Raw genomic sequence first — 19,573 nt, forward strand, 5'->3', positions numbered from 1 at the left:
TAGCTCTTATAGACCTATAAACTTAGTATAAGGAATTTGTCTCTATGACCCAGTCCCATAACTATCCTCAGCAGCCTTATAATCACGCTGGTGAGCAGCCCAGTACGGTTCGTCCTGTTGTTCAGCCGACCAATCCTTATGCTAGTACGCGCGGTAGTATAATGAGCAAACAGCTACCAAGCTTTGATGAAGCGCTTATCAATAAATACAATCGCTCAGGGCCACGCTATACCTCCTACCCGACCGCTTTAGAATTCTCGGAGATACCCGATGGTTTAGAGCATAAAATACTAAAAAGTCGTGAGGCGCACGCGCCGTTATCGCTCTATTTTCATATTCCTTTTTGTCGTCATCTTTGCTACTACTGTGCTTGTAATAAAATTATTACTAAAAAGAACAGCGACTCAGGCGATTATCTAGAGTATCTCTTTAGCGAGATTAAGCATAAGCGCAGTCTATTATCTAATCCAAAAGGAGAAGACAATCCGCTGGTTAAACAGCTACATTTAGGCGGAGGGACACCGACCTTTTTGAGCGATGAGGAGATGGTACAGCTTTGGGAATTTTTAGGTACACAGTTTGATTTTTTGCCAGAAGACGAAGGCGATTATTCTATTGAGATCGACCCACGTGAGCTGGGAGATAATACCCTTAAAACGCTGCGTAGCTTAGGTTTTAATCGGGTCAGTCTTGGCGTACAAGATCTAGATGAAACGGTACAAATTGCCGTCAATCGTGTGCATTCAGCCGAGCTGATTGAGAATGTATTAACTGAGGCACGCGCTTTAGGGTTTCACTCTATCAACCTCGACCTGATTTATGGTTTGCCGCATCAAACGCCAGAGACTTTTAAGAAAACGGTCGCCCGTATTATCGAGATGTCGCCTGATCGTTTGTCGGTATTTAACTACGCGCATTTGCCTGAACGCTTTAAAGCCCAGCGCCAGATTAAAGATGAAGATCTACCAAGTCCTAGTGACAAGCTCAAAATGCTAGGAGATACCATCGATACTTTAACTCAGGCAGGCTATCAATACATCGGTATTGATCACTTTGCCAAGCCTGATGATGAGCTGGCAATAGCCCAGCGTGAAGGCCATCTGCATCGTAATTTTCAAGGTTATACCATCATGGGCGACTGTGATTTATTAGGTTTTGGAGTTTCAGCGATCAGTCAGATTGCCAATAGCAATACTCGTTATATTTTGCAAAATGATACCGATCTACAAGTGTATCAAGATCGTATTAATGCGGCGCGTAGCAATCCAAGCGTTATGCCAGCGGTCAGATATATCAAAACCTCTATCAAAGATCGCTTGCGTGAATATGTGATTATGAATCTGCTCTGTCATGACTATATCGATTTTAAAGACGTTAATCAAAAATTCGGTATCGACGCCATCACCTACTTTATTGATGAGATCAGGCAGCTTGGCGCCATGCAAGACGATAAGCTCATTGATATGGATGCCGCAGGCATTCGAGTGTTGCCAAAGGGGCGCTTGCTAGGACGAAATGTGGCGATGGTATTTGATGAATACCTCGATAAAAAGCATAAAAATCGCTTCTCTAAAGTGATTTAGGACATCTTAAAGTTTAAAGACCAATTCAAAATCTAAAAACAAAAAGGACCTCACTTGAGGTCTTTTTTGCTTTAAATAACTACAATATATCCATTAGACTTTAAGCTTGTCGCCCACCATACCTTTAACGGTGCTCAAAATATCAGCAGGTAATACCACCATTTTTGAGTTATCAGACTCTGCTAGCTTACGAATCGATTTAATATACTGCTCACCTAGTAAGTAGACAATTGGCATCTCTTCATCACCCATAGCAGCGGTGATCAGACGAATAGACTCCTCTGAACCCTTGGCGAGTACCACTTGCGCTTCAGCATCACGGCGTGAGGCTTCTAGGCGACCATCAGCCTCTAAGATAGCCGCTTGCTTTTGACCATCGGCGCGCGTAACTGTGGCTCGGCGTAGACGCTCTGCCGCTGCTTGCTCTTCCATCGATGCTTGCATGGTTTGCGAAGGATTGATGTCTTGAATCTCAACCGTCTTCAAGGTGATACCCCAATCTGCGATATCTTCTGAGATGGCGTGCTTGAGCAGGGCTTTGATCTCATCGCGGCTAGACAAAGCATTATCAAGGTCCATCTCACCGATGATTGAACGTAGAGACGTTTGTACTAAATTACGAATACCATACTCATAATCTTCAATACCATAAACGGCTTTATCGGGGCGAACGATATTAATATAAGCGACAGCATTGGCAATTATTACCACGTTATCGCGAGTAATCACCTCTTGTGACGGAATATCTAATACAATGTCTTTAGTAGTTACTTTGTATGCCACTCTATCGATAAAAGGAATAATTAAAGTCAGGCCTGGTTCTAGCGTTTGATTATATTTCCCTAAACGCTGAACCACCCATTTGTAACCTTGCGGTACAATACGTACGCCTTTAAAGACGGTAAAGATCACTAAGGCTGCTAATATCAGCATGACAATACTGATACTATTTAGGTTACTTAAAATACTGTTCATAACACTCTCCTTGGACTATTACTAACTATTCTGCAGCAATGCCCTGTTTATTTGATCTCTTTTACTCTGTGTACTAATAATTTACTTTACTGAGCTGGGCAGGACTTGATAATACTGAATAGAAACTTTGGCATAACCTCTTATCACTCAAGGGTTTTAACTGCTTATTTATCTATAAACTTCTTATTGAGACGAGCTCTATCTAAGTCAGGTTTATCTAGGTTTAATTTACTAGCCTTAACTTTACTGGTAACGCTATGCTTGGCAACCGCAGGGGTAATATCAGGACGGTTAGCAGCAGAGCTGGGAGCCATGATACGTTTGGTAGGTGCTACGATCAGCTCATTGCCACTAACACCAGTAACAACTACTCGATCACCAACTTCAACGCTTTCATCGTTAGTACGACAAAGCCATTCATCTGCGCCTACAATTGGTACATTAAAGCGTACCAGTCCTAAAGCATCTGCTTGTGGTTTAAGTACTATCATGCCAGTCTCACCGATAATGACGCTGGCACCCAATCCAGCTTTGGTACGATTTATCGATAAAGGTTTCATGTACTTGACCCATGCAAACATAAATACTACTGAGAGCCCTAACCAAATCAATATTTGTATCACTACAGGAACGGGTAATAACCACGCTAAAGCGGCGACAATGATAGCAGCAGCACCAAACCAAAGACTTGCAAAAGTTGGAATAAATATCTCAGCAATCATCAACAAAAAGCCCAGTACCAACCAATGCCAAGGTTCAATCATCCAAATAGTCTCAATCATTGTCTTATCCCCTTATGCCTTTCTACCTTTCTTCTCATATTCCAATGTAGCATAGATTTTCAGATAACATTGTCTTAAAAATCAATAATATACTGTTATTTATAGCTTACCAAAAATAAGAACCTAAAAGTTATTGTTTTAATAAAAAGCATAAAAAAACGACCACATGATGTAGTCGTTTCTATTAATTATTAAGCTTTGTAATATATACTATTAATAATATACATTATTGACTAGGTGCTTAGAATTTTAAATGAGCACCAATTGTCCATAGATCAGCATCGCTACCAACGATGTCGTATTCAGCTTCAATACCAATATCTTGATTAACAGCATAGCCTAGACCTAAACCACCTGCTACTCGAGTATCACTATCTGAGACAGAATCAAATCTTCTAACGATATCACCATTAGCATTGGTAATAAGCTCATTACTATCACCATCAATCTTCGTACGAGCTACACCTAGTTTGGCTTTACCATATAAAGCGGTGTTAGGGACATAATAGCGATAAGTACCATAAACACCATAAGTCTTGGCATCAATTTCGCCGTTATAATAGTCAGCATCATCTGAACCCATATACTCAGCTTCTACGCCAAAATTAGGATCAAAGTTGAAACCACCATAAATACCGTAAGCTGTTGGATCATCTGCACCGCTGGTATCTAAATCGAATTGACCAACTTTTACACCGACATAGGGAGTACCAGTATAACCATTACCATAAGTAATGGCCGCTTGGGCACCTACGCTTACTAAAGAACCAACCGCTAATGCTAATAGAGTTTTCTGTAAAGTTTTCATTATTATCTCCTTAGAACACATTTTGACAAACAAGTTATTTACTAGTTTTAGAATTATATTTTCATCGCCTTGTTTGCTAACGATGTATATATAGTAACAAAATACTTCGTATCCTATGTCAGTGTTTGATGGCTTAGGGGTTAAGATTTGCAAGTATTGTCAGTAATAAGGGTAGATAGGTATATATATGAAACTTCTTGTTACATTGATAGCTTTTTGCTTTGTAGTATGTGCTAAATCAAGAACATAAACTTAGCTAAATGAAAATTGTTAGTATATTGATAGCTTAATAAAAATTAATTCGACAAAAAGCTAGCTTACCGAAAAACCAGTCCAATAAAAAACGCACTCCAAAGAGTGCGTTTTTAATACTAGCTAGTTACTTAGTAAATAATCTTAATATACGGACTATTATTTTCTATCTTCGTCTACTTCTGTAAACTCAGCATCAACTACGTCATCATCTTGGCTGGCGTCAGCTGATTCCGTATCTTGCTGGAACTGACCTGGATCCATGCCCTCGCTACCTGCACCACTATCAGCGTAGATTTTTTGACTAACAGGTAAGAAAGCATTATCTAAAGCTTCAAGCTTAGCTTTGATGTCATCATGATCATCTTCTTTAACCGCAGCTTCAAGATCAGAGATCGCCGTTTCTACTGAAGTTTTCTCTTCGTCAGTAACTTTGTCTTCTGCATCTTTCAATGCTTTTTGTACTGCATGGATACGGCCATCTGCCTCATTTCGAACTTGCGCAAGATTAGCAAATTTCTCATCTTCGGCAGCGTTCGCTTCAGCATCACGAACCATTTGTTCAACTTCTTCATCCGACAAACCAGAATCAGCTTTGATCTGAATGCTTTGTGCTTTACCGGTACCTTTATCGGTCGCTGAGATGTTCATGATACCATCAGCGTTGATGTCAAAGGTGACCTCGATTTGTGGCAGACCGCGCGGTGCTGGTGGAATATCAGTTAAATCAAAACGGCCAAGCTGTTTATTTTGGTTAGCGATTTTACGCTCACCTTGATAAACCTGAATGGTTACCGCAGGCTGGTTGTCTTCAGCAGTTGAGAACACCTGTGATTTCTTAGTCGGAATCATCGTGTTTTTCTCGATGATTGGCGTCATAACACCGCCCATCGTTTCAATACCAAGCGTCAATGGGGTCACGTCAAGTAGTAGGACGTCAGTTTTGTCACCAGACAATACCGCGCCTTGAATAGCGGCACCCGCTGCAACTGCTTCGTCAGGGTTCACGTCTTTACGCGGCTCTTGACCAAAGAAGTCTTGTACATGCTTTTGAACTAGTGGCATACGGGTCTGGCCACCAACTAAGATAACGTCATCAATGTCACTATTCTTAAGCCCAGCATCTTCAAGAGCAATCTTACAAGGACCCATCGTACGTTTCACTAGATCTTCAGTTAGACTCTCAAGTTTTGAGCGGCTAATAGTAATCACTAAATGCTTAGGACCATTGCTATCTGCTGTGATGTACGGCAAGTTTACTTCGGTACTTTGCGCACTTGATAATTCAATCTTCGCTTTCTCAGCAGCTTCTTTTAGACGCTGCATAGCTAGTGAATCACCTTTTAGGTTAACGTCTTGATCTTTTTTGAATTCAGCAACTAAATAATCAATCAAAGCTGAATCAAAATCTTCACCACCTAAGAAAGTATCCCCATTAGTTGCTAATACTTCAAATTGTTGCTCGCCATCAACATCAGCGATCTCAATGATTGAGATATCAAAAGTACCACCACCTAAGTCATAAACAGCAACGGTGCTATCACCTTGCTTTTTATCCATACCATAGGCAAGCGCTGCCGCTGTTGGCTCGTTAATAATACGTTTTACGTCAAGACCAGCGATTTTACCAGCATCTTTAGTCGCTTGACGCTGAGAATCGTTGAAATAAGCAGGTACGGTAACGACCGCTTCTGTTACTTTTTCGCCTAAATAGTCTTCTGCTGTTTTTTTCATTTTTGTTAGAATTTCAGCAGATACCTGCGGCGGCGCTAGTTTTTTACCATTTATCTCAACCCAAGCATCACCATTGTCGGCTTTGACAATTTTATAAGGCACCATACCAATATCTTTTTGTACCACTTTGTCATCAAAACGACGACCGATCAGACGTTTGATCGCAAACAAAGTGTTATTTGGGTTGGTAACTGCTTGACGTTTGGCCGATTGACCTACGAGTGTTTCATCATCTTTATAGGCAACGATTGACGGTGTTGTACGGGTACCTTCAGCGTTTTCAATAATTTTGACGCTATCGCCTTCCATTACTGCGACGCATGAGTTGGTTGTACCCAAATCAATACCAATAACTTTAGCCATAATTTATTACTCCTAATTTGTTTCGATGTTTTAATTTAACATCGCAAATATTTGTGGTTATTGCTGTTTATCAGACCTTAATTGGTCACTTGTTGCTTTATATCGGTTTATCTTTTATTTTTTCAAGGCAACAAATACTCAATTTTTCTGTTTTGTGTGAATTTTTGTGAATACCCTCATTTTTGATAAGGATTAGCCCATACTACTTGTATTAATCTGTAAACTCTTACTGACCAATACGCACCATAGCCGGACGCAGCAGGCGACCATTTAAGCTATAACCTTTTTGTAGTACTGTACCTACGGTATCTGCTTTGGCTTCAGGATCAATACCAACAGCTTCATGAAAATCAGCATTAAAGGTTTCATCTTGTGGATCAATAACCTCTACGCCATTCTTATTTAAGACATCTAATAGTGCTTTGTGGGTTAATTTTACCCCTTCAGCAACTGGGTCTTGTTCATTGGCGTTTTCAATAGCGCGTTCTAAATTATCGACTACTTCTAAGAGCTCTTTAGCGAATCTTTGTAAAGCAAACTTTTTACTCTTATCCGCTTCTTGTTCCATACGCTTCTGGGCATTATAAGCTTCGGCATTAGCACGAGCCGTACCTTCTTTGGCCTGCTTAACCTCGCCTTCTAACTCTGCAATACGAGCTTCAAAAACACTAACGTCGATCTCATTGTTGATGGTAGTCTGCGCATTTGAATCTTTGTTGGGATCAAATTCATTCATAGTCTCTGCCAAAACACTCTCATCACGCTCAATATTACTATGTACAGCTTGTTGCTCATCTTCTTCGAATTTTTGATTAGGGACTTGTTCGCTCATGATAACTCCTTATAAATTTCAATAATGACTTGTCAAATTAGCGCTTAAAATAAAAACACACTATGCTCACTCATAATATGTTTCTATTAATAGCTCTATTTGTACTTCTGCAGCTACTTTTATAAGCTTTTTATAGACAGTGGCTAATAGCTGATTGATAAAGGTGATAGGTGCAGATTTCAAGCCTATCTGTGAGGAATTTTTACTTTAACTACATTCGCTGCACATATAAAATGAGGACCTATGTCTATTTTACCACTCCCCTCCCTCAATGCTCTGATAACCAAAACCATCAAAGCGAGAAAAAAAGCAACGGCTGCTCTTAGCCAGCAAGATAAAATGCACACTATGCACTATACTTTAAATGGGTTTGGCCGTCTGCCAGCCCCTATGCTTGAGCGTATCAATCGCTCCTTAGAAGCATCAACTGCTGATCAGTACCCTCACGCTGACGCGCATTTGCGTTTAATAATGGCCATGAGTAATAAGTTTAAGCAGCCATTAACGCTAGAGAAACTACCCAAACTGCGACAAGAATTTGCGACAAATATGGTCTCAATGCAGGACCCAAAGGTTTGGAAGCAGTCTAATGGAGCGTCAAAGCTCACAACTAGTGATAAGGTGTATTGGCAAGACAAGTTAATAGCGGACGCTGACGGCGGCGATATGACTATACGCTGTTATCAGCAGTCTAAACACGATAGTGGGATACAAGGCTTTAATAAACAGGCGGCTGATCAAACCGTCATGTTGTTCTTTCATGGAGGCGGGTTTTGTATTGGCGATCTTGATACTCATCATGAGTTTTGTTATCGCGTTTGCGCAATCACAGGCTGGTCGGTGGTCAGCGTTGATTATCGATTGGCACCAGAGCATCCTGCCCCAACAGCGCTTAGGGACTGTCTGAGCGCTTACGCTTGGCTGGCTGAGCACTGCCATACTTTGGGCGCATTACCATCGCGCATCGTCTTGGCAGGGGATAGCGCAGGCGGCTGCTTAGCCATTTCGGTCGCCCAGCAACTCTCTGCACCCGACGCTACGCAGTGGGCAAACCTAGGGTTGGATGAAGATAGAATAATTACAATGCTACAAGATTTGCCGCGGCCGCTGGCGCAGTTGCCGCTCTATCCAGTCACTGATATCGAAGCTGAACATCCAAGCTGGGGACTGTATGGTCAAGGCTTGTTTTTAGATCACAATGATGTGGAAGTGTTTGACGCCGCTTATATGCAGCAAAGCCTGTTAGCTCAGTCGCATGCGCTGGTCTCGCCCATGCATGGTAACAATGCCCAAATATGTCCCAGCTATATCATTGCCGCCGAGCTAGATATTTTGCGTGACGAGGCGCTTGTCTACGCCAAGCAATTACAGGAAAAAGATATTGAAGTTAAGACTTATACGGTCCTTGGCGCGCCGCATGGCTTTATTCATCTGCTGAGTGTTCATCAAGGCATAGGTCGCGAGACGGACTATATTATTAAAGAGTTTAGCCACTTTGTACGGCAATTACTGGTCGCCTAGTAAGCTGACACTGCTTTTGATCATATTGCTCTTAATGGTGATTAGCCATATCTCAGAGCGTGAGCCTAAGCGAAACGGTATACCCCAAAAGCCATAACCTGAGGACACTACGAAATGGCCCTGTCCGATTGCTTCATAACCGTAGCCCAGACGGTTGATAGCTTTTACAATAAAATTGGCCGGGAATATCTGTCCGTTGTGCGTATGCCCTGAAACCTGCAAGTCAATAGGCATCTGGCTGTGCTCTACAATATCGCTTGGCCGATGGTCTAAAAGGATAATCGGCTCGCTAGGATTGACTTGCGCTAACAGCTCACTTGTTGCTACCCGTGCACGTTTGTGATTATCAAAGCGCCCTACCAGCCAAATCGGCTGCTCGTTGTGAATAAAGCGCCACACTTCATCGTTTAATAAATGCACGCCTGCGCCGCGTAGAGAGTCGCTAATAGGCTTTTCATGACCATACAAATCATGATTACCTAAAGTGGCATAGACCCCATGAGGCAAACTCTCACAGAGTTTAATGAGATCTTTTTGCATATCGTAGTCTACAAATGCCTGAGTATTATCATCCATAATATCGCCAGGCATGAGCAGCATATCTGCTTTGGATTGGACGACAAGATAACGCAGCTTATCTATAGCGCGGTTACCAAACAGCCGTCCTAAATGCAGATCACTAGCTACTGCAACACGTAGCTCCTCTATCATAGGCTTATCAATACTTATAGTTTGTCTGCGAACAACGGGAATATAGGCGCTGTATAAGGCGTAAATAAACAAGCCTATAAATATGAATAGAAAAAACGTTCGAAGTCCAAACGCAGACATACCAGAAAGCTCAGTAGTAGCGCCCATCAACGTCATTACCAGCCAATAAACGGCGTATAACAAACTGGTTACTAAAGCGCTCAGTACTAAAAAGTGCATAACCAGCATCCAGCCACTCACCCAGCGATAGCTATTAGCGATTAACTTACTCCGGCTTAGTAACAACAAACCATTGCTGATTACAAATACGCCGATGGTAACGCCATTTAATAGCAGCGGTACTGTCTCATCCCAAGGTTGTAGCCACCACCGTAAGCTCAAAGCTGCACCTACGCTGAACAACTGTAGTAGCGTAATGATGATAATCAAAAACGTATAGCGCATAAATATCCTAAAGTCGACTCATTGGCGCTGATATTAATCAAGCTCTGAACAGGTGTAGAAAGGCAAAAATAGGACAAAACGCTTAATTTACAGATAAGCTGTCTTTTACTGCTATTAAGGTTTTGTTAAAGTTCATATGACAGTGACAAGGCTACTAAAACAGCTATTCACTAAGGCTTTAAATCAATTCATCGCCTATATTTTGGAGATCTCAATGCCACAAACAAGCTACAAAACCTCGATTGCTAATAAAGACGCTGCTGATAAATTGGTCGCTGATACTAATAATATATCAGGTGTTAAATGGGTCAATGTTAATATCGAACAAGGTACTATTGTCGTAACTCATAGCGAAGACTACGACGAAGCAGCTTTTAAATCAACAGCAGGATTATAGTTTTACAGACGCTTGATAGAGACCTTTAAGTTTAAAGGCTGTCATAATGTGTTTTTTTAGCACTATATTAGAATATGTTGAACCGTTTTTATAAAAGGTTTTTAAATACTCAAAAAGCCACTGCTACAGTTGGCTTTTTTTGGGCCACCAACCCCAAATATAAGCCCAATCCTAGTCTCTAGAGGTAGCAGGTTGTAAGGTAATCATCCAAATCTCAGAGCGAGTACCTAACCGAAACGGAACCGGACCAAACCCATAGCCTGAGGTCACTAAAAACTGAGTATCTTCTATACTTCTTGGTCCATAACCTAGTACTCTAAACCATTTCATTACAATCGTTAATGGAAATATCTGCCCGCCGTGGGTATGACCGGCTAGATGTAGATCTACAGGTAGTTCACTTATCTCTTCAAAAGAGAGCGGCCGGTGCTCCAAAAAAACCACGGGCTTATTTGTATCAACATCATCTAACAACTGCGTAGCTGGCAGACGATTAGGATCATTTTCATCGGAGCGGCCAACGAGCCACACAGCATCGTTTAGCAACACACTTTCATTATCAAGCACCGTTATCCCCGCCTCTTTTACCGCTTTAGCGATAGCCTCTTCGTAGCCTAAAAAGTCATGATTACCCAAAACAGCATAGACTCCCAAAGGCGCACTTAGCTTTGATAAGTGCTCGTGCATATTATATTTATCATAATAAACAGTGGTGTCATTCATCACATCACCTGCTATAACCACCGTATCTGGGTTTTGCGCATCGATAAGATCGACCAGTTTATCAAGTTGCCGATTACCAAACCATTTGCCCAAATGCGTATCGGATACCAAAGCAATGTTCATAGGTTTATCAAGCGGTTTGGTGGTGGTAACCGTTAAGTGATGGACTACAGGCGAATAAGCATTAAAAACCGCTAGACTTACGATACCGATATAGATGACCACGCCAATAGCGCGTATAAGCTTAGGGCGATGAGTCCGCTTGAACAATCGGTAGTATATAAAAGCAAGCAAAACCGTGATTAATGATGCGTATATCATAAACCCTTGCAAGATACCGATGACCAAATAGAGGTGAAAGCGATCACGCCAAAACTCAGTTAGTCCGTAAACCAGTACTGCATTGTTAATAATAAAGACTACCAATACTAGCGCCGTTTTGCTGCTCGAACGTTTAGGTTTGATCAGCCACCATAAAATAGTACTAGTTATGAGTACTAGCATTTGCGTAAAAACAATAAAGAACCACATAACCATATTTAGTCAGCTTAAAAGGTCACCATCTTACGCCATCATTCTTACACCTTGAATACTCATACTTAGTTTTCATTGAAATTTCATACACTAAGCTCTTTTAGCGCTTATCTGGCGCCACTTTACAAATGCCGTTCTCACAAGCTTTTGCAAGCGATTTGCCATAGATCAGTTTGGTCGTCCAGTTTGGGATTCGATAGCGATTGCGCGCAACATAAGGGTAAGCAAAGTCGCCAAGCTGTTTAATAACTGGCAAATACAGTAGCGGCGCCCATCTTAGACCGCCCGTTTTATACAGCAATCGAATAGCATCCATATGCGTGTACCAATTGTCGTTGCTATCTTGCACACATAAATACGTCATGGCATCAGTGCGGCTAAACCCTGCAGCTTTCAGAGCGTTCATCCCCTCGTCTACCGGTACCAACTTGATACCTGTTGGATTACGCTCGTGCATATTGTACGCCTCAGTACTACATAGTACGCAAGTATCGTCGTAGTACATGGTGATTGACGCACTTTGTTGATCCAAATGATCTTGAAGCCGATTACCAGTTTGGCTTTGTATAATCATGTATGCCTCCTAAGCTATTCGAAGATAAGAAACACTGTTTCACATGAAACAATTTTTCTAGATATCTATGATTTCTGATTTTCTAACGCTTGCTTAAGTGTCGGCTGCTTAAATTCATAACCAGCATCCAGCAACGCTTGCGGTAGCACCTTTTGCCCATCAATAAGCAAGGTCGACATCTCTCCAAACATAAGCTTCAATAAAGGGCTTGGCAAAGTAAAGAAGGTTGGTCGATTAAGCCATGCACCAAGCTCCTTAGTAAAGGTATGATTGGTCACCGGATTGGGGGCGGTCAAGTTATAAACGATTGCTGGCGTATCGTTTGCGGTCTGCAAAGTATTGTTGTCAGCTGCCGCTTGACTTTCTAACTGAGTATTAGCTGCTCTTGCTAAATGCTGTTCAATAATAAATATCGCGGCCCCTACCCAATCTTCACGGCTGATCCAGCTCATAATTTGTTTGCCGTCGCCCAACTGGCCACCCACACCCATTTTAAAAGGCATCAACAGCTTACCGATCATACCGCCTTCAGGGTGGATGACTACGCCTGTACGTACGATAGCAACAGGTACCTCGTAGTCGGTCGCTTTTAGCGCCAGATGCTCCCACTCTTCACATAACTTATGCGAAAAATCGGTCTCATAATCACTACTCTCAGTGAGTGGTTTATCCCCTTGGGTACCGTACCAACCGATAGCTGAGCCGCTTAACATAAGCTTAGGTTTGTCATTGGTACGAGCAATAAAATCTAGTAGAGACTCTGTGGGCTTGATACGGCTGGCAAGCAGGGTTTGTTTACGCTCATCGCTCCAGCGCGAATCAGCGATCCCCGCCCCTGCTAAATTCACAATGACATCAAAACTGTCATTCGATGTAGCAAGCTCCTCATAAGTCATCATGTTGACATTATTAGGGTGCTGCTGGCTGCTATCTCGGGTCAGCCACGTAATCTGTATCTCCTGATCGTTACTCTTATAACGCTTTAGCAGCTCATTAGTTAATGCACTACCTAAAAACCCTGAACCGCCGCTGATTAATATATTCATATTGCTATCCTTGTGTTATTTATTACGGTCTACGCGAACGTAGCTTTTTATAAATGTAACTCTTTATAAATATCGTGTTCTTTTTTGGGCAGCTTGTCAAAACTGGTTTTGCAGGATTTTGGTAAGGCTATAGGACATATAATAATAGCGTTGATCCCACCAAATAATCTTACTAGGACTATAACTGTTAGCATCACTCCAAGCTCTATTGGTGAGTTGATGCCCAAATAAATAATGATAGCAACGCTATAAAGTGCCGATACCAAAAATCCAATTAAAAATGTCGTTTATCTATCTAAGTTGTCGATTTTCATTTTACTTCTTCCTTTTATATTTACTTTTCTACTACCTGCAATAGCCATTACCCAAAATACTAAGTAACTTATACCGTCAATAAGACCATACTAATAAACTAGATATCTTTACAATAATTTCTGTCAAAACAGAAATATGCAGCTAAATTTTTACTCTAAAACAATGCATTTATGGCTAACGCAGCACCTTTTTAATACTAGCACCGAGTTTAAGTACTTTTTTAAGGGCGCTGGTTGGTAATTTTAGCATCTCAGATGACCACGTCGTTACCGTATCGACAAACTCTTGGGTTTCGCGAATACGCGCTTTTACCTCACTATTCTCATGCTCAAATTCAGGACTGTCCATCAGCTCTTGTAAGAACTGCACGGTTGGGTCAAGCTCACGCTTTTGACGTTCAACGACAATAATACGTGCCAGCTCCCATACATCAGTGTTGGTGGTAAAGTGATCACGGCGATCGCCTAATATAGATACTTTTTGCACCAGACCCCAGTTTTGTAGTTCTTTAATACTGTTTGAGACGTTAGAGCGCGCCACGCCTAAAGTCTCTGTAATCTCTTCGGCATTTAGTGGCTTACCAATGATATATAGCAAAGCATGAATCTGTGACATGGTACGATTGACCCCCCATTTAGAGCCCATCTCGCCCCAATGTAGAATAAACTTTTCGGTCACAGGATTTAATTTCATAATTGATATACGCCCGCTCTTTTCCGTTTGTAAATTTTAGCTACTCTAACAAAACTATTGCTTACTGACATAGCTAATTATTAAATTACACTTCTGTTAAGTCATAGTGCGGTATTCTTTTATTTCTGTCAATAGTGAAATGCGAAAATACTTTATTAAATTGAAATAACATTGTACCAACTATTCGATCCGTTCTTTGATTCTAACGAATAATTTGTCCTGTCAGGGCGTCACGTATTTGGCTTGGTAGCTGATAACCTAGGGTCTCTCCTTGCAGGTAGCCTACTTGCTCAACAAACTCACTGGCTGCGAAATATGCTTGTGCCTCGATTAATGATTTTGCAGGCGGCAGACCTGAAGGGTTGCAGCTGGTCGAAACGATAAAGCCGTAAGGGTTATTTGGTGAGACCATCTGCGCGCATAGCTGTTGAATAAGCGGATGCGCAATGACGCGTACAGCAATACTAGCATGCGCGCCCGTCACCCATTCAGGAATAGGGGCTGCAAGTGCTTTATTTAGCGGCAACACCCAAGTATAGGCTTGCCGTACAGGTGTATTAGCTAAATGATGCCAACTTTTCAATACTGTCTGGCGCTGCTGGAGATTTAAGCTTTTTAGTAGCGGTGTAATACGATCCACACTATCAGTGACTACGATCATCCCTTTAGCTTGCGGACGCTGTTTAATTTCGAGAACATGCTGAACAGCTTTTTTATCGTAAGCGTCACAACCAATACCCCATACGCTTTCAGTCGGGTAAGCGAGCAGCTGTCCTTGTTGCAGCCAGTCAGCGGCTTGAATGATAGAATCAGTAATGAAAGATTTTGATTGGGACATAAGGTAAGAGCTTTGGGATAATAAACTTGAGAGGCTAAAAGAGAATAGCCATTAATAATATTTATTATACAGGAACGAGTTATAAGTTAGTTTGCATAGGTTTAAAAAGAATAGCAAGTTTAAAATATAGCTACTAAACGCGCAAATAGCGTCCGCCTTGCTCATTTATAGCGCCCAATAGTTCAAGCTCCATCAATTGACTAATCAGCTCAGGCGTAGCTAGTTTGGTACTGAGCAGCAAAGCATCCAAATCTTGACCATGCCAATCAAGCTGCTCATAAACGACGTTTAGATGTTTAGGTACGATCACTGCGCTACGAGGAGATTTGATATTAGAAGGTAATATACTAGAAGTTGACGTGTTGGAAAGCAATGTATTAGAAGGTGAGTCATTGAAAGACAAGGGCTGATTAGTACTAGACTTAGATGTTGATACGTTTGTTCCCGGATGGCTTCTATTGTTCCAACTCAACTGATTATCAACATCCTCTATCACTTGTTGAGGGTGATAGATAAGTGTAGCCCCTTCACGTATTAAGTGGTGACAACCTTCAGCATTACTGTTATCAATATGGCTGGGAATAGCGAAGACTTGTTTGCCCTGCTCAGAGGTCAGACGCGCGGTGATCAGTGAGCCACTCTGAACAGTTGCTTCTGTGACGATCGTCGCCAAACTAAGACCCGCTACCAAGCGATTACGGCGCGGAAAGGTATGTTTGTGCGGCTGAGTATGCGGTAGAAGCTCACTGATAATACAGCCGCCTTGATCAACAATCTGCTCAAATAATTTATCGTGATGATTAGGGTAACGAATATCAATACCCGTCCCCATGACGCCAACGGTGCGACCTTGGCTTTCAAGATCTGCCTGAGCCAAAGCGCCTAAATGTGCGCGCTTATCAACGCCCATCGCTAAACCACTAGTAATAATATAACCTGCCTGTGCTAAATACTGCGCCATATCAAAAGTAGTTTTTTGCGCGTGCGCTGTTGGTTTGCGGCTACCGACCATAGCGATTTGCGCCTGATGCAGGCGCGCGCTATCGCCACGATAAAACAAAACGGGCGGCGGATCGTAGATCTGTAATAGCTGCGTAGGATAATCCGGTTGATTGGCAAACAGCAAGCTATAACTGCCTTGGGTTAGCGCTTGCTCGATGTTATCGATACTGGCTGTTGTTTGCTCTGGCTGTTCGTGCCGTTTGAGATGGGTACGATGGATACCTAACTGCCGCCATGTCTCCACTTTGGCTTGCCATGCCAACTGAGCACTATCAAAAAAGCCTATAAGTTTATAGTAGGCGGATAACGATGCATTTACCTCATACCATAGTGCTAAAACCGCACGCTGTTCTGGTGATAAAGACATTGTAGATTCCGTCATAATTGCTTCACTTCTCTAGCGGACTTTTTTGGCTAATTTATAGATAATCTTTATACAATAAAGCACAAACCATTATAGATAAGGCGGCGGTAATAGCTGATCGCCAATGCTCAAAGGCAGCTCTGAGCTTAAAACATAAGCGTAACTGATATCGTCAAAAGTATTAAATACCATTACCATACCAGCAGGCTCACTGGGCAGACGCACTGGCATATCGTTATCCATAGTGTCACGTACCAAAGGTCCTTTTTGATAGGCCGTCAATACGTCGCCAGGTTTGGCGCCTTGCATGCTGCCTAAATTAATCGCAACCACACTACCACGCGCCGCTGAATTGATTGAATCCATGACGCGGACAATCATCCCGCCGCGGCTGACAGTTGCAGGCTTGGGGTAAAAGACAGGAGGGATTGAATCGTCCAGCTCTACAAAAACTCGGTCGCCTTCACGTACTTCTTTACCGTAGGAATCAAGAAGCTGTAGGCTACTGACGCCATTAGTCTCGACACTAGTGACTAAGCCTGTAGCTACTTGCGTCACTTCAAGCCCGATCACCTTTTGGGTTCTAGGCTCAACGTACTTCTCACCTTCGCGGTAGACCCCGTAACGCTGACCGACGATAAGGGGCACGCCTTTCGTATAGACCTTGTCTCCACTTGCGGTAATTAGGTTACGCTTTTTGGATGCTAAAACGTAAGGAGTAGTGTTGAAATCTTCTGGATTGACGATGAGTGTCTTATCTAACCAGTGCTGAATAGCGGACATTGGAATCGGTGGAATGCTATTAGCGATCGAGGTAACGGTTACCGCACTGGCCACTGTACTACCAGTCAACTGTTTCTCAACGCCTGCACAGCCTTCACCAGTGTCGACACCAACAAGGGTTTTGCCTTGAATCACACATAGAATTAGAACGTCATTGGGATAAATCAAATTGGGGTTCTTAATTTGCTTATTGGTCGCCCAAATCTCCTTCCAGCGCCATGGGCTATCCAGATAACGCCCTGAGATATCCCACAAAGTATCGCCTTTTTCTACAATATAACGGTTGGGTGCATCCGCTTTGATAGTTGGTGCTGGATTATTAGCGTAAGCAGTTGTTATCAACATGACACTACTAAGAGCTGTGATAAATAGCCCTTTTGTCATAGCATTTAGGCTTAGTTTCATTGTTTTGTCCACAAATTTTAAGATATACCGCAAGTAGGTTTTGTAACCGTTCTATAATTTATCTCTGCAAGATTGAATCCAGAAAAACGTCTAATTGATTTATTATTTATTAGAATAGCTATTTTTACAATTATATACATAATAGTATAAATTTAGATACTTATTTACATAAATTTTACATTAAAAAGGCTGCTACCAACTAAAGTATTAGTCAATAGCAGCCTTGAGATAAACTAGTTTTTATTAATTATATTAATATAATAAACTTAATAATATATAGTTTCACATGAAACGTTGGTATATTCCTAATTTGGTTTCACATGTTGTCGAATCTGCTCCGCAACGAACTCAGCATTATTATCCAGCACTGTCACATGCTGCTCTAAATCCTCCAAACCTTCGGTATGAGCCGGACGGTTAATATCTACTGGTCCAATAGCCTCTTTGATAGTCTCGGCAAATTTAACAGGCAAAGCAGTCTCTGCGCAAATGATAACCTCACCATCTTGCTGCAACTCTTTAGCGACTTTGATGCCATCAGCGGTATGCGGATCCACCAGTTCACCATATTGCTCATAAAGAGACTTAATGGTTTGCAAACGATCGCTATGCGTGGACTTGCCGGCGGCAAAACCATAACGCGAATTAACGCTCTCCATCACATCGGATAAATCAAAACCTTGCCCCGACTTCACTCCTTCAAACAACTCATGAACGCGAGCACTGTCTTTTTCTAATAGCAAATAAACGAAACGTTCAAAGTTAGAGGCTTTGGAGATATCCATTGAAGGACTGGAGGTCACATAGGTCTTATCGGTTGCTCGTGGCTGATAGGCACCCTTGTTAAAGAAATCGTTTAAAACATCGTTCTCATTGGTGGCGACGATTAAGCGTCCAATCGGCAAACCCATTTCACGTGCAATATGTCCGGCGCAAATATTACCGAAATTACCTGAAGGCACACTAAAGCTGACTTGTTCATCATTGCTAGTGGTGACGGTAAAGTAAGCTTTAAAATAATAGACGATCTGCGCCAAGATGCGTCCCCAGTTAATAGAATTAACCGTACCTAAATTATAAGCGGCTTTAAACTCAGCATCTTGTTGCAGTGCTTTAACAATATCTTGGCAATCATCAAACATCCCCTTGATAGCGATATTGTGGATATTGTCATCGGTCAAGCTATACATTTGCGCGCGCTGAAACTCGCTCATTTTGCCATGCGGCGATAGCATAAAGACTTCGATGTTCTCTTTACCGCGCAAGGCATATTCAGCGGCGCTACCGGTATCACCACTAGTCGCACCTATGATGGTAATACGCGCCCCTTGTTGTTTGAGCACATATTCAAACGCATTGCCCAAAAACTGCATCGCTACGTCTTTAAACGCCAAAGTTGGGCCGTTAGACAATCCTAGAATATATAAATCATCTTCAAGCTTGCGTACGGGCACAATCTCTTTATCACCAAATACTTCAATAGTATAAGTGCGCTCAACGATATCTTTTAAGTCGCTATAAGGAATATCAGTGGCAAAACGCTGCATAATTGCCAACGCTAATTCTGGATAACTAAGCCCCCGCCATTCTTCTAAAACCGCTGCATCCACCTCTGGATAATACTCAGGCAGCATCAAACCGCCATCGGGCGCCAACCCCATCAATAACACATCACTAAAATCCATCGGCTGCGTCTGACCACGGGTACTGATATATTTCATGGTTTATCCTGTCAAAGAATTGTTTTATTTATCTGTGAAATACAAAAAGGAGAAATAGCAAAAGAGTAGCATATTTTTGATGGTGAGCTCTATTAAATAAACGGCTTATCGGTTTCTAAGGTAAGTTTTGTAGATGTATTGGTAGCTCATCTAGATAACCGCTATCAGAAAAT

The 19,573-nt window shown here is 41.9% G+C and carries 16 protein-coding genes and 1 pseudogene; 3 read left to right on the forward strand and 14 right to left on the reverse strand.

Annotated elements, in window-relative coordinates; all coding sequences use genetic code 11:
* The first annotated feature begins 44 nt into the window (after window positions 1-44).
* Window positions 45-1,583, forward strand: coding sequence for an oxygen-independent coproporphyrinogen III oxidase (hemN, locus tag ACR63N_RS14855; protein ID WP_367109351.1), 1,539 nt, complete (start codon window positions 45-47; stop codon window positions 1,581-1,583).
* A gap of 93 nt (window positions 1,584-1,676) precedes the next feature.
* Here the strand turns inward: hemN and ACR63N_RS14860 are convergent, their stop codons facing one another.
* From ACR63N_RS14860 to grpE, 5 genes and pseudogenes are all read right to left on the reverse strand, one after another.
* Window positions 1,677-2,516, reverse strand: coding sequence for an SPFH domain-containing protein (locus tag ACR63N_RS14860; RefSeq protein ID WP_472782760.1), 840 nt, complete (start codon window positions 2,514-2,516; stop codon window positions 1,677-1,679).
* 368 nt (window positions 2,517-2,884) lie between these two features.
* Window positions 2,885-3,340 (reverse strand): annotated as a pseudogene (locus ACR63N_RS14865) (NfeD family protein); the annotation flags it as partial.
* Window positions 3,341-3,581: 241 nt separating this feature from the next.
* Window positions 3,582-4,148, reverse strand: a complete 567-nt coding sequence (locus ACR63N_RS14870; protein WP_367104774.1) for a porin family protein — start codon at window positions 4,146-4,148, stop codon at window positions 3,582-3,584.
* A gap of 411 nt (window positions 4,149-4,559) precedes the next feature.
* Window positions 4,560-6,497, reverse strand: coding sequence for a molecular chaperone DnaK (gene dnaK / locus ACR63N_RS14875; RefSeq protein WP_367104775.1), 1,938 nt, complete (start codon window positions 6,495-6,497; stop codon window positions 4,560-4,562).
* A gap of 226 nt (window positions 6,498-6,723) precedes the next feature.
* Window positions 6,724-7,329, reverse strand: a complete 606-nt coding sequence (gene grpE, locus ACR63N_RS14880) for a nucleotide exchange factor GrpE (RefSeq protein WP_472782268.1) — start codon at window positions 7,327-7,329, stop codon at window positions 6,724-6,726.
* Window positions 7,330-7,572: 243 nt separating this feature from the next.
* Here grpE and ACR63N_RS14885 point away from each other — a divergent pair, with 243 nt between their 5' ends.
* Window positions 7,573-8,850, forward strand: a complete 1,278-nt coding sequence (locus ACR63N_RS14885) for an alpha/beta hydrolase (protein ID WP_472782269.1) — start codon at window positions 7,573-7,575, stop codon at window positions 8,848-8,850.
* On the opposite strand, the gene ACR63N_RS14890 is transcribed toward ACR63N_RS14885, so the two are convergent.
* The gene (locus ACR63N_RS14890) at window positions 8,836-10,005 is read right to left on the reverse strand and encodes a metallophosphoesterase (RefSeq protein ID WP_472782270.1); all 1,170 of its coding nucleotides are present in this window, start codon (window positions 10,003-10,005) and stop codon (window positions 8,836-8,838) included. The two genes, ACR63N_RS14885 and ACR63N_RS14890, sit on opposite strands and share 15 nt — an antisense overlap.
* A gap of 214 nt (window positions 10,006-10,219) precedes the next feature.
* Between ACR63N_RS14890 and ACR63N_RS14895 the strand changes: the two genes are divergently transcribed.
* Window positions 10,220-10,402 (forward strand): hypothetical protein, encoded by a 183-nt coding sequence (locus tag ACR63N_RS14895; RefSeq protein WP_367111119.1) that lies wholly within the window; start codon window positions 10,220-10,222, stop codon window positions 10,400-10,402.
* Between the two features lie 171 nt (window positions 10,403-10,573).
* Here ACR63N_RS14895 and ACR63N_RS14900 read toward each other — a convergent pair whose 3' ends face one another.
* The 8 genes from ACR63N_RS14900 to thrC all read right to left on the reverse strand — a co-directional run bounded on the left by ACR63N_RS14900 (window position 10,574) and on the right by thrC (window position 19,400).
* Complete coding sequence (locus ACR63N_RS14900; RefSeq protein WP_367104780.1) at window positions 10,574-11,662, reverse strand: metallophosphoesterase; 1,089 nt, start codon at window positions 11,660-11,662, stop codon at window positions 10,574-10,576.
* 97 nt (window positions 11,663-11,759) lie between these two features.
* A complete protein-coding gene (locus tag ACR63N_RS14905; protein WP_367104781.1) occupies window positions 11,760-12,233 on the reverse strand; it encodes a thiol-disulfide oxidoreductase DCC family protein in 474 nt (157 codons plus the stop codon).
* Window positions 12,234-12,298: 65 nt separating this feature from the next.
* Entirely contained in the window at window positions 12,299-13,279 is a 981-nt protein-coding gene (locus tag ACR63N_RS14910) for a TIGR01777 family oxidoreductase (RefSeq protein ID WP_367104782.1), read from the reverse strand.
* A gap of 489 nt (window positions 13,280-13,768) precedes the next feature.
* Window positions 13,769-14,287 carry a GbsR/MarR family transcriptional regulator gene (locus tag ACR63N_RS14915; protein WP_367104783.1) on the reverse strand — a complete coding sequence of 173 codons (519 nt, stop codon included), beginning with the start codon at window positions 14,285-14,287 and terminating at the stop codon, window positions 13,769-13,771.
* Window positions 14,288-14,489: 202 nt separating this feature from the next.
* Window positions 14,490-15,125 (reverse strand): L-threonylcarbamoyladenylate synthase, encoded by a 636-nt coding sequence (locus ACR63N_RS14920; RefSeq protein WP_367104784.1) that lies wholly within the window; start codon window positions 15,123-15,125, stop codon window positions 14,490-14,492.
* A gap of 133 nt (window positions 15,126-15,258) precedes the next feature.
* Window positions 15,259-16,509: a DNA-processing protein DprA gene (dprA, locus tag ACR63N_RS14925; RefSeq protein WP_367104785.1), complete on the reverse strand. Its 1,251-nt coding sequence runs from the start codon at window positions 16,507-16,509 to the stop codon at window positions 15,259-15,261.
* 72 nt (window positions 16,510-16,581) lie between these two features.
* A complete protein-coding gene (locus ACR63N_RS14930) occupies window positions 16,582-17,679 on the reverse strand; it encodes a LysM peptidoglycan-binding domain-containing protein (protein WP_367109353.1) in 1,098 nt (365 codons plus the stop codon).
* A gap of 305 nt (window positions 17,680-17,984) precedes the next feature.
* A complete protein-coding gene (gene thrC, locus ACR63N_RS14935; protein WP_472782271.1) occupies window positions 17,985-19,400 on the reverse strand; it encodes a threonine synthase in 1,416 nt (471 codons plus the stop codon).
* Window positions 19,401-19,573: the final 173 nt, after the last annotated feature.

The organism is Psychrobacter sp. M4 (assembly GCF_055699795.1).

Coding starts and splice junctions, on each gene's coding strand:
- ACR63N_RS14890 (WP_472782270.1), bottom strand. CDS start 10,005: ATGCGCTATACGTTTTTGATTATCATCATTACGCTACTACAGTTGTTC.
- ACR63N_RS14870 (WP_367104774.1), bottom strand. CDS start 4,148: ATGAAAACTTTACAGAAAACTCTATTAGCATTAGCGGTTGGTTCTTTA.
- thrC (WP_472782271.1), bottom strand. CDS start 19,400: ATGAAATATATCAGTACCCGTGGTCAGACGCAGCCGATGGATTTTAGT.
- hemN (WP_367109351.1), top strand. CDS start 45: ATGACCCAGTCCCATAACTATCCTCAGCAGCCTTATAATCACGCTGGT.
- ACR63N_RS14900 (WP_367104780.1), bottom strand. CDS start 11,662: ATGGTTATGTGGTTCTTTATTGTTTTTACGCAAATGCTAGTACTCATA.
- ACR63N_RS14895 (WP_367111119.1), top strand. CDS start 10,220: ATGCCACAAACAAGCTACAAAACCTCGATTGCTAATAAAGACGCTGCT.
- ACR63N_RS14860 (WP_472782760.1), bottom strand. CDS start 2,516: ATGCTGATATTAGCAGCCTTAGTGATCTTTACCGTCTTTAAAGGCGTA.
- dnaK (WP_367104775.1), bottom strand. CDS start 6,497: ATGGCTAAAGTTATTGGTATTGATTTGGGTACAACCAACTCATGCGTC.
- ACR63N_RS14885 (WP_472782269.1), top strand. CDS start 7,573: ATGTCTATTTTACCACTCCCCTCCCTCAATGCTCTGATAACCAAAACC.
- ACR63N_RS14920 (WP_367104784.1), bottom strand. CDS start 15,125: ATGTCCCAATCAAAATCTTTCATTACTGATTCTATCATTCAAGCCGCT.
- dprA (WP_367104785.1), bottom strand. CDS start 16,509: ATGACGGAATCTACAATGTCTTTATCACCAGAACAGCGTGCGGTTTTA.
- ACR63N_RS14930 (WP_367109353.1), bottom strand. CDS start 17,679: ATGAAACTAAGCCTAAATGCTATGACAAAAGGGCTATTTATCACAGCT.
- ACR63N_RS14910 (WP_367104782.1), bottom strand. CDS start 13,279: ATGAATATATTAATCAGCGGCGGTTCAGGGTTTTTAGGTAGTGCATTA.
- ACR63N_RS14905 (WP_367104781.1), bottom strand. CDS start 12,233: ATGATTATACAAAGCCAAACTGGTAATCGGCTTCAAGATCATTTGGAT.
- ACR63N_RS14915 (WP_367104783.1), bottom strand. CDS start 14,287: ATGAAATTAAATCCTGTGACCGAAAAGTTTATTCTACATTGGGGCGAG.
- grpE (WP_472782268.1), bottom strand. CDS start 7,329: ATGAGCGAACAAGTCCCTAATCAAAAATTCGAAGAAGATGAGCAACAA.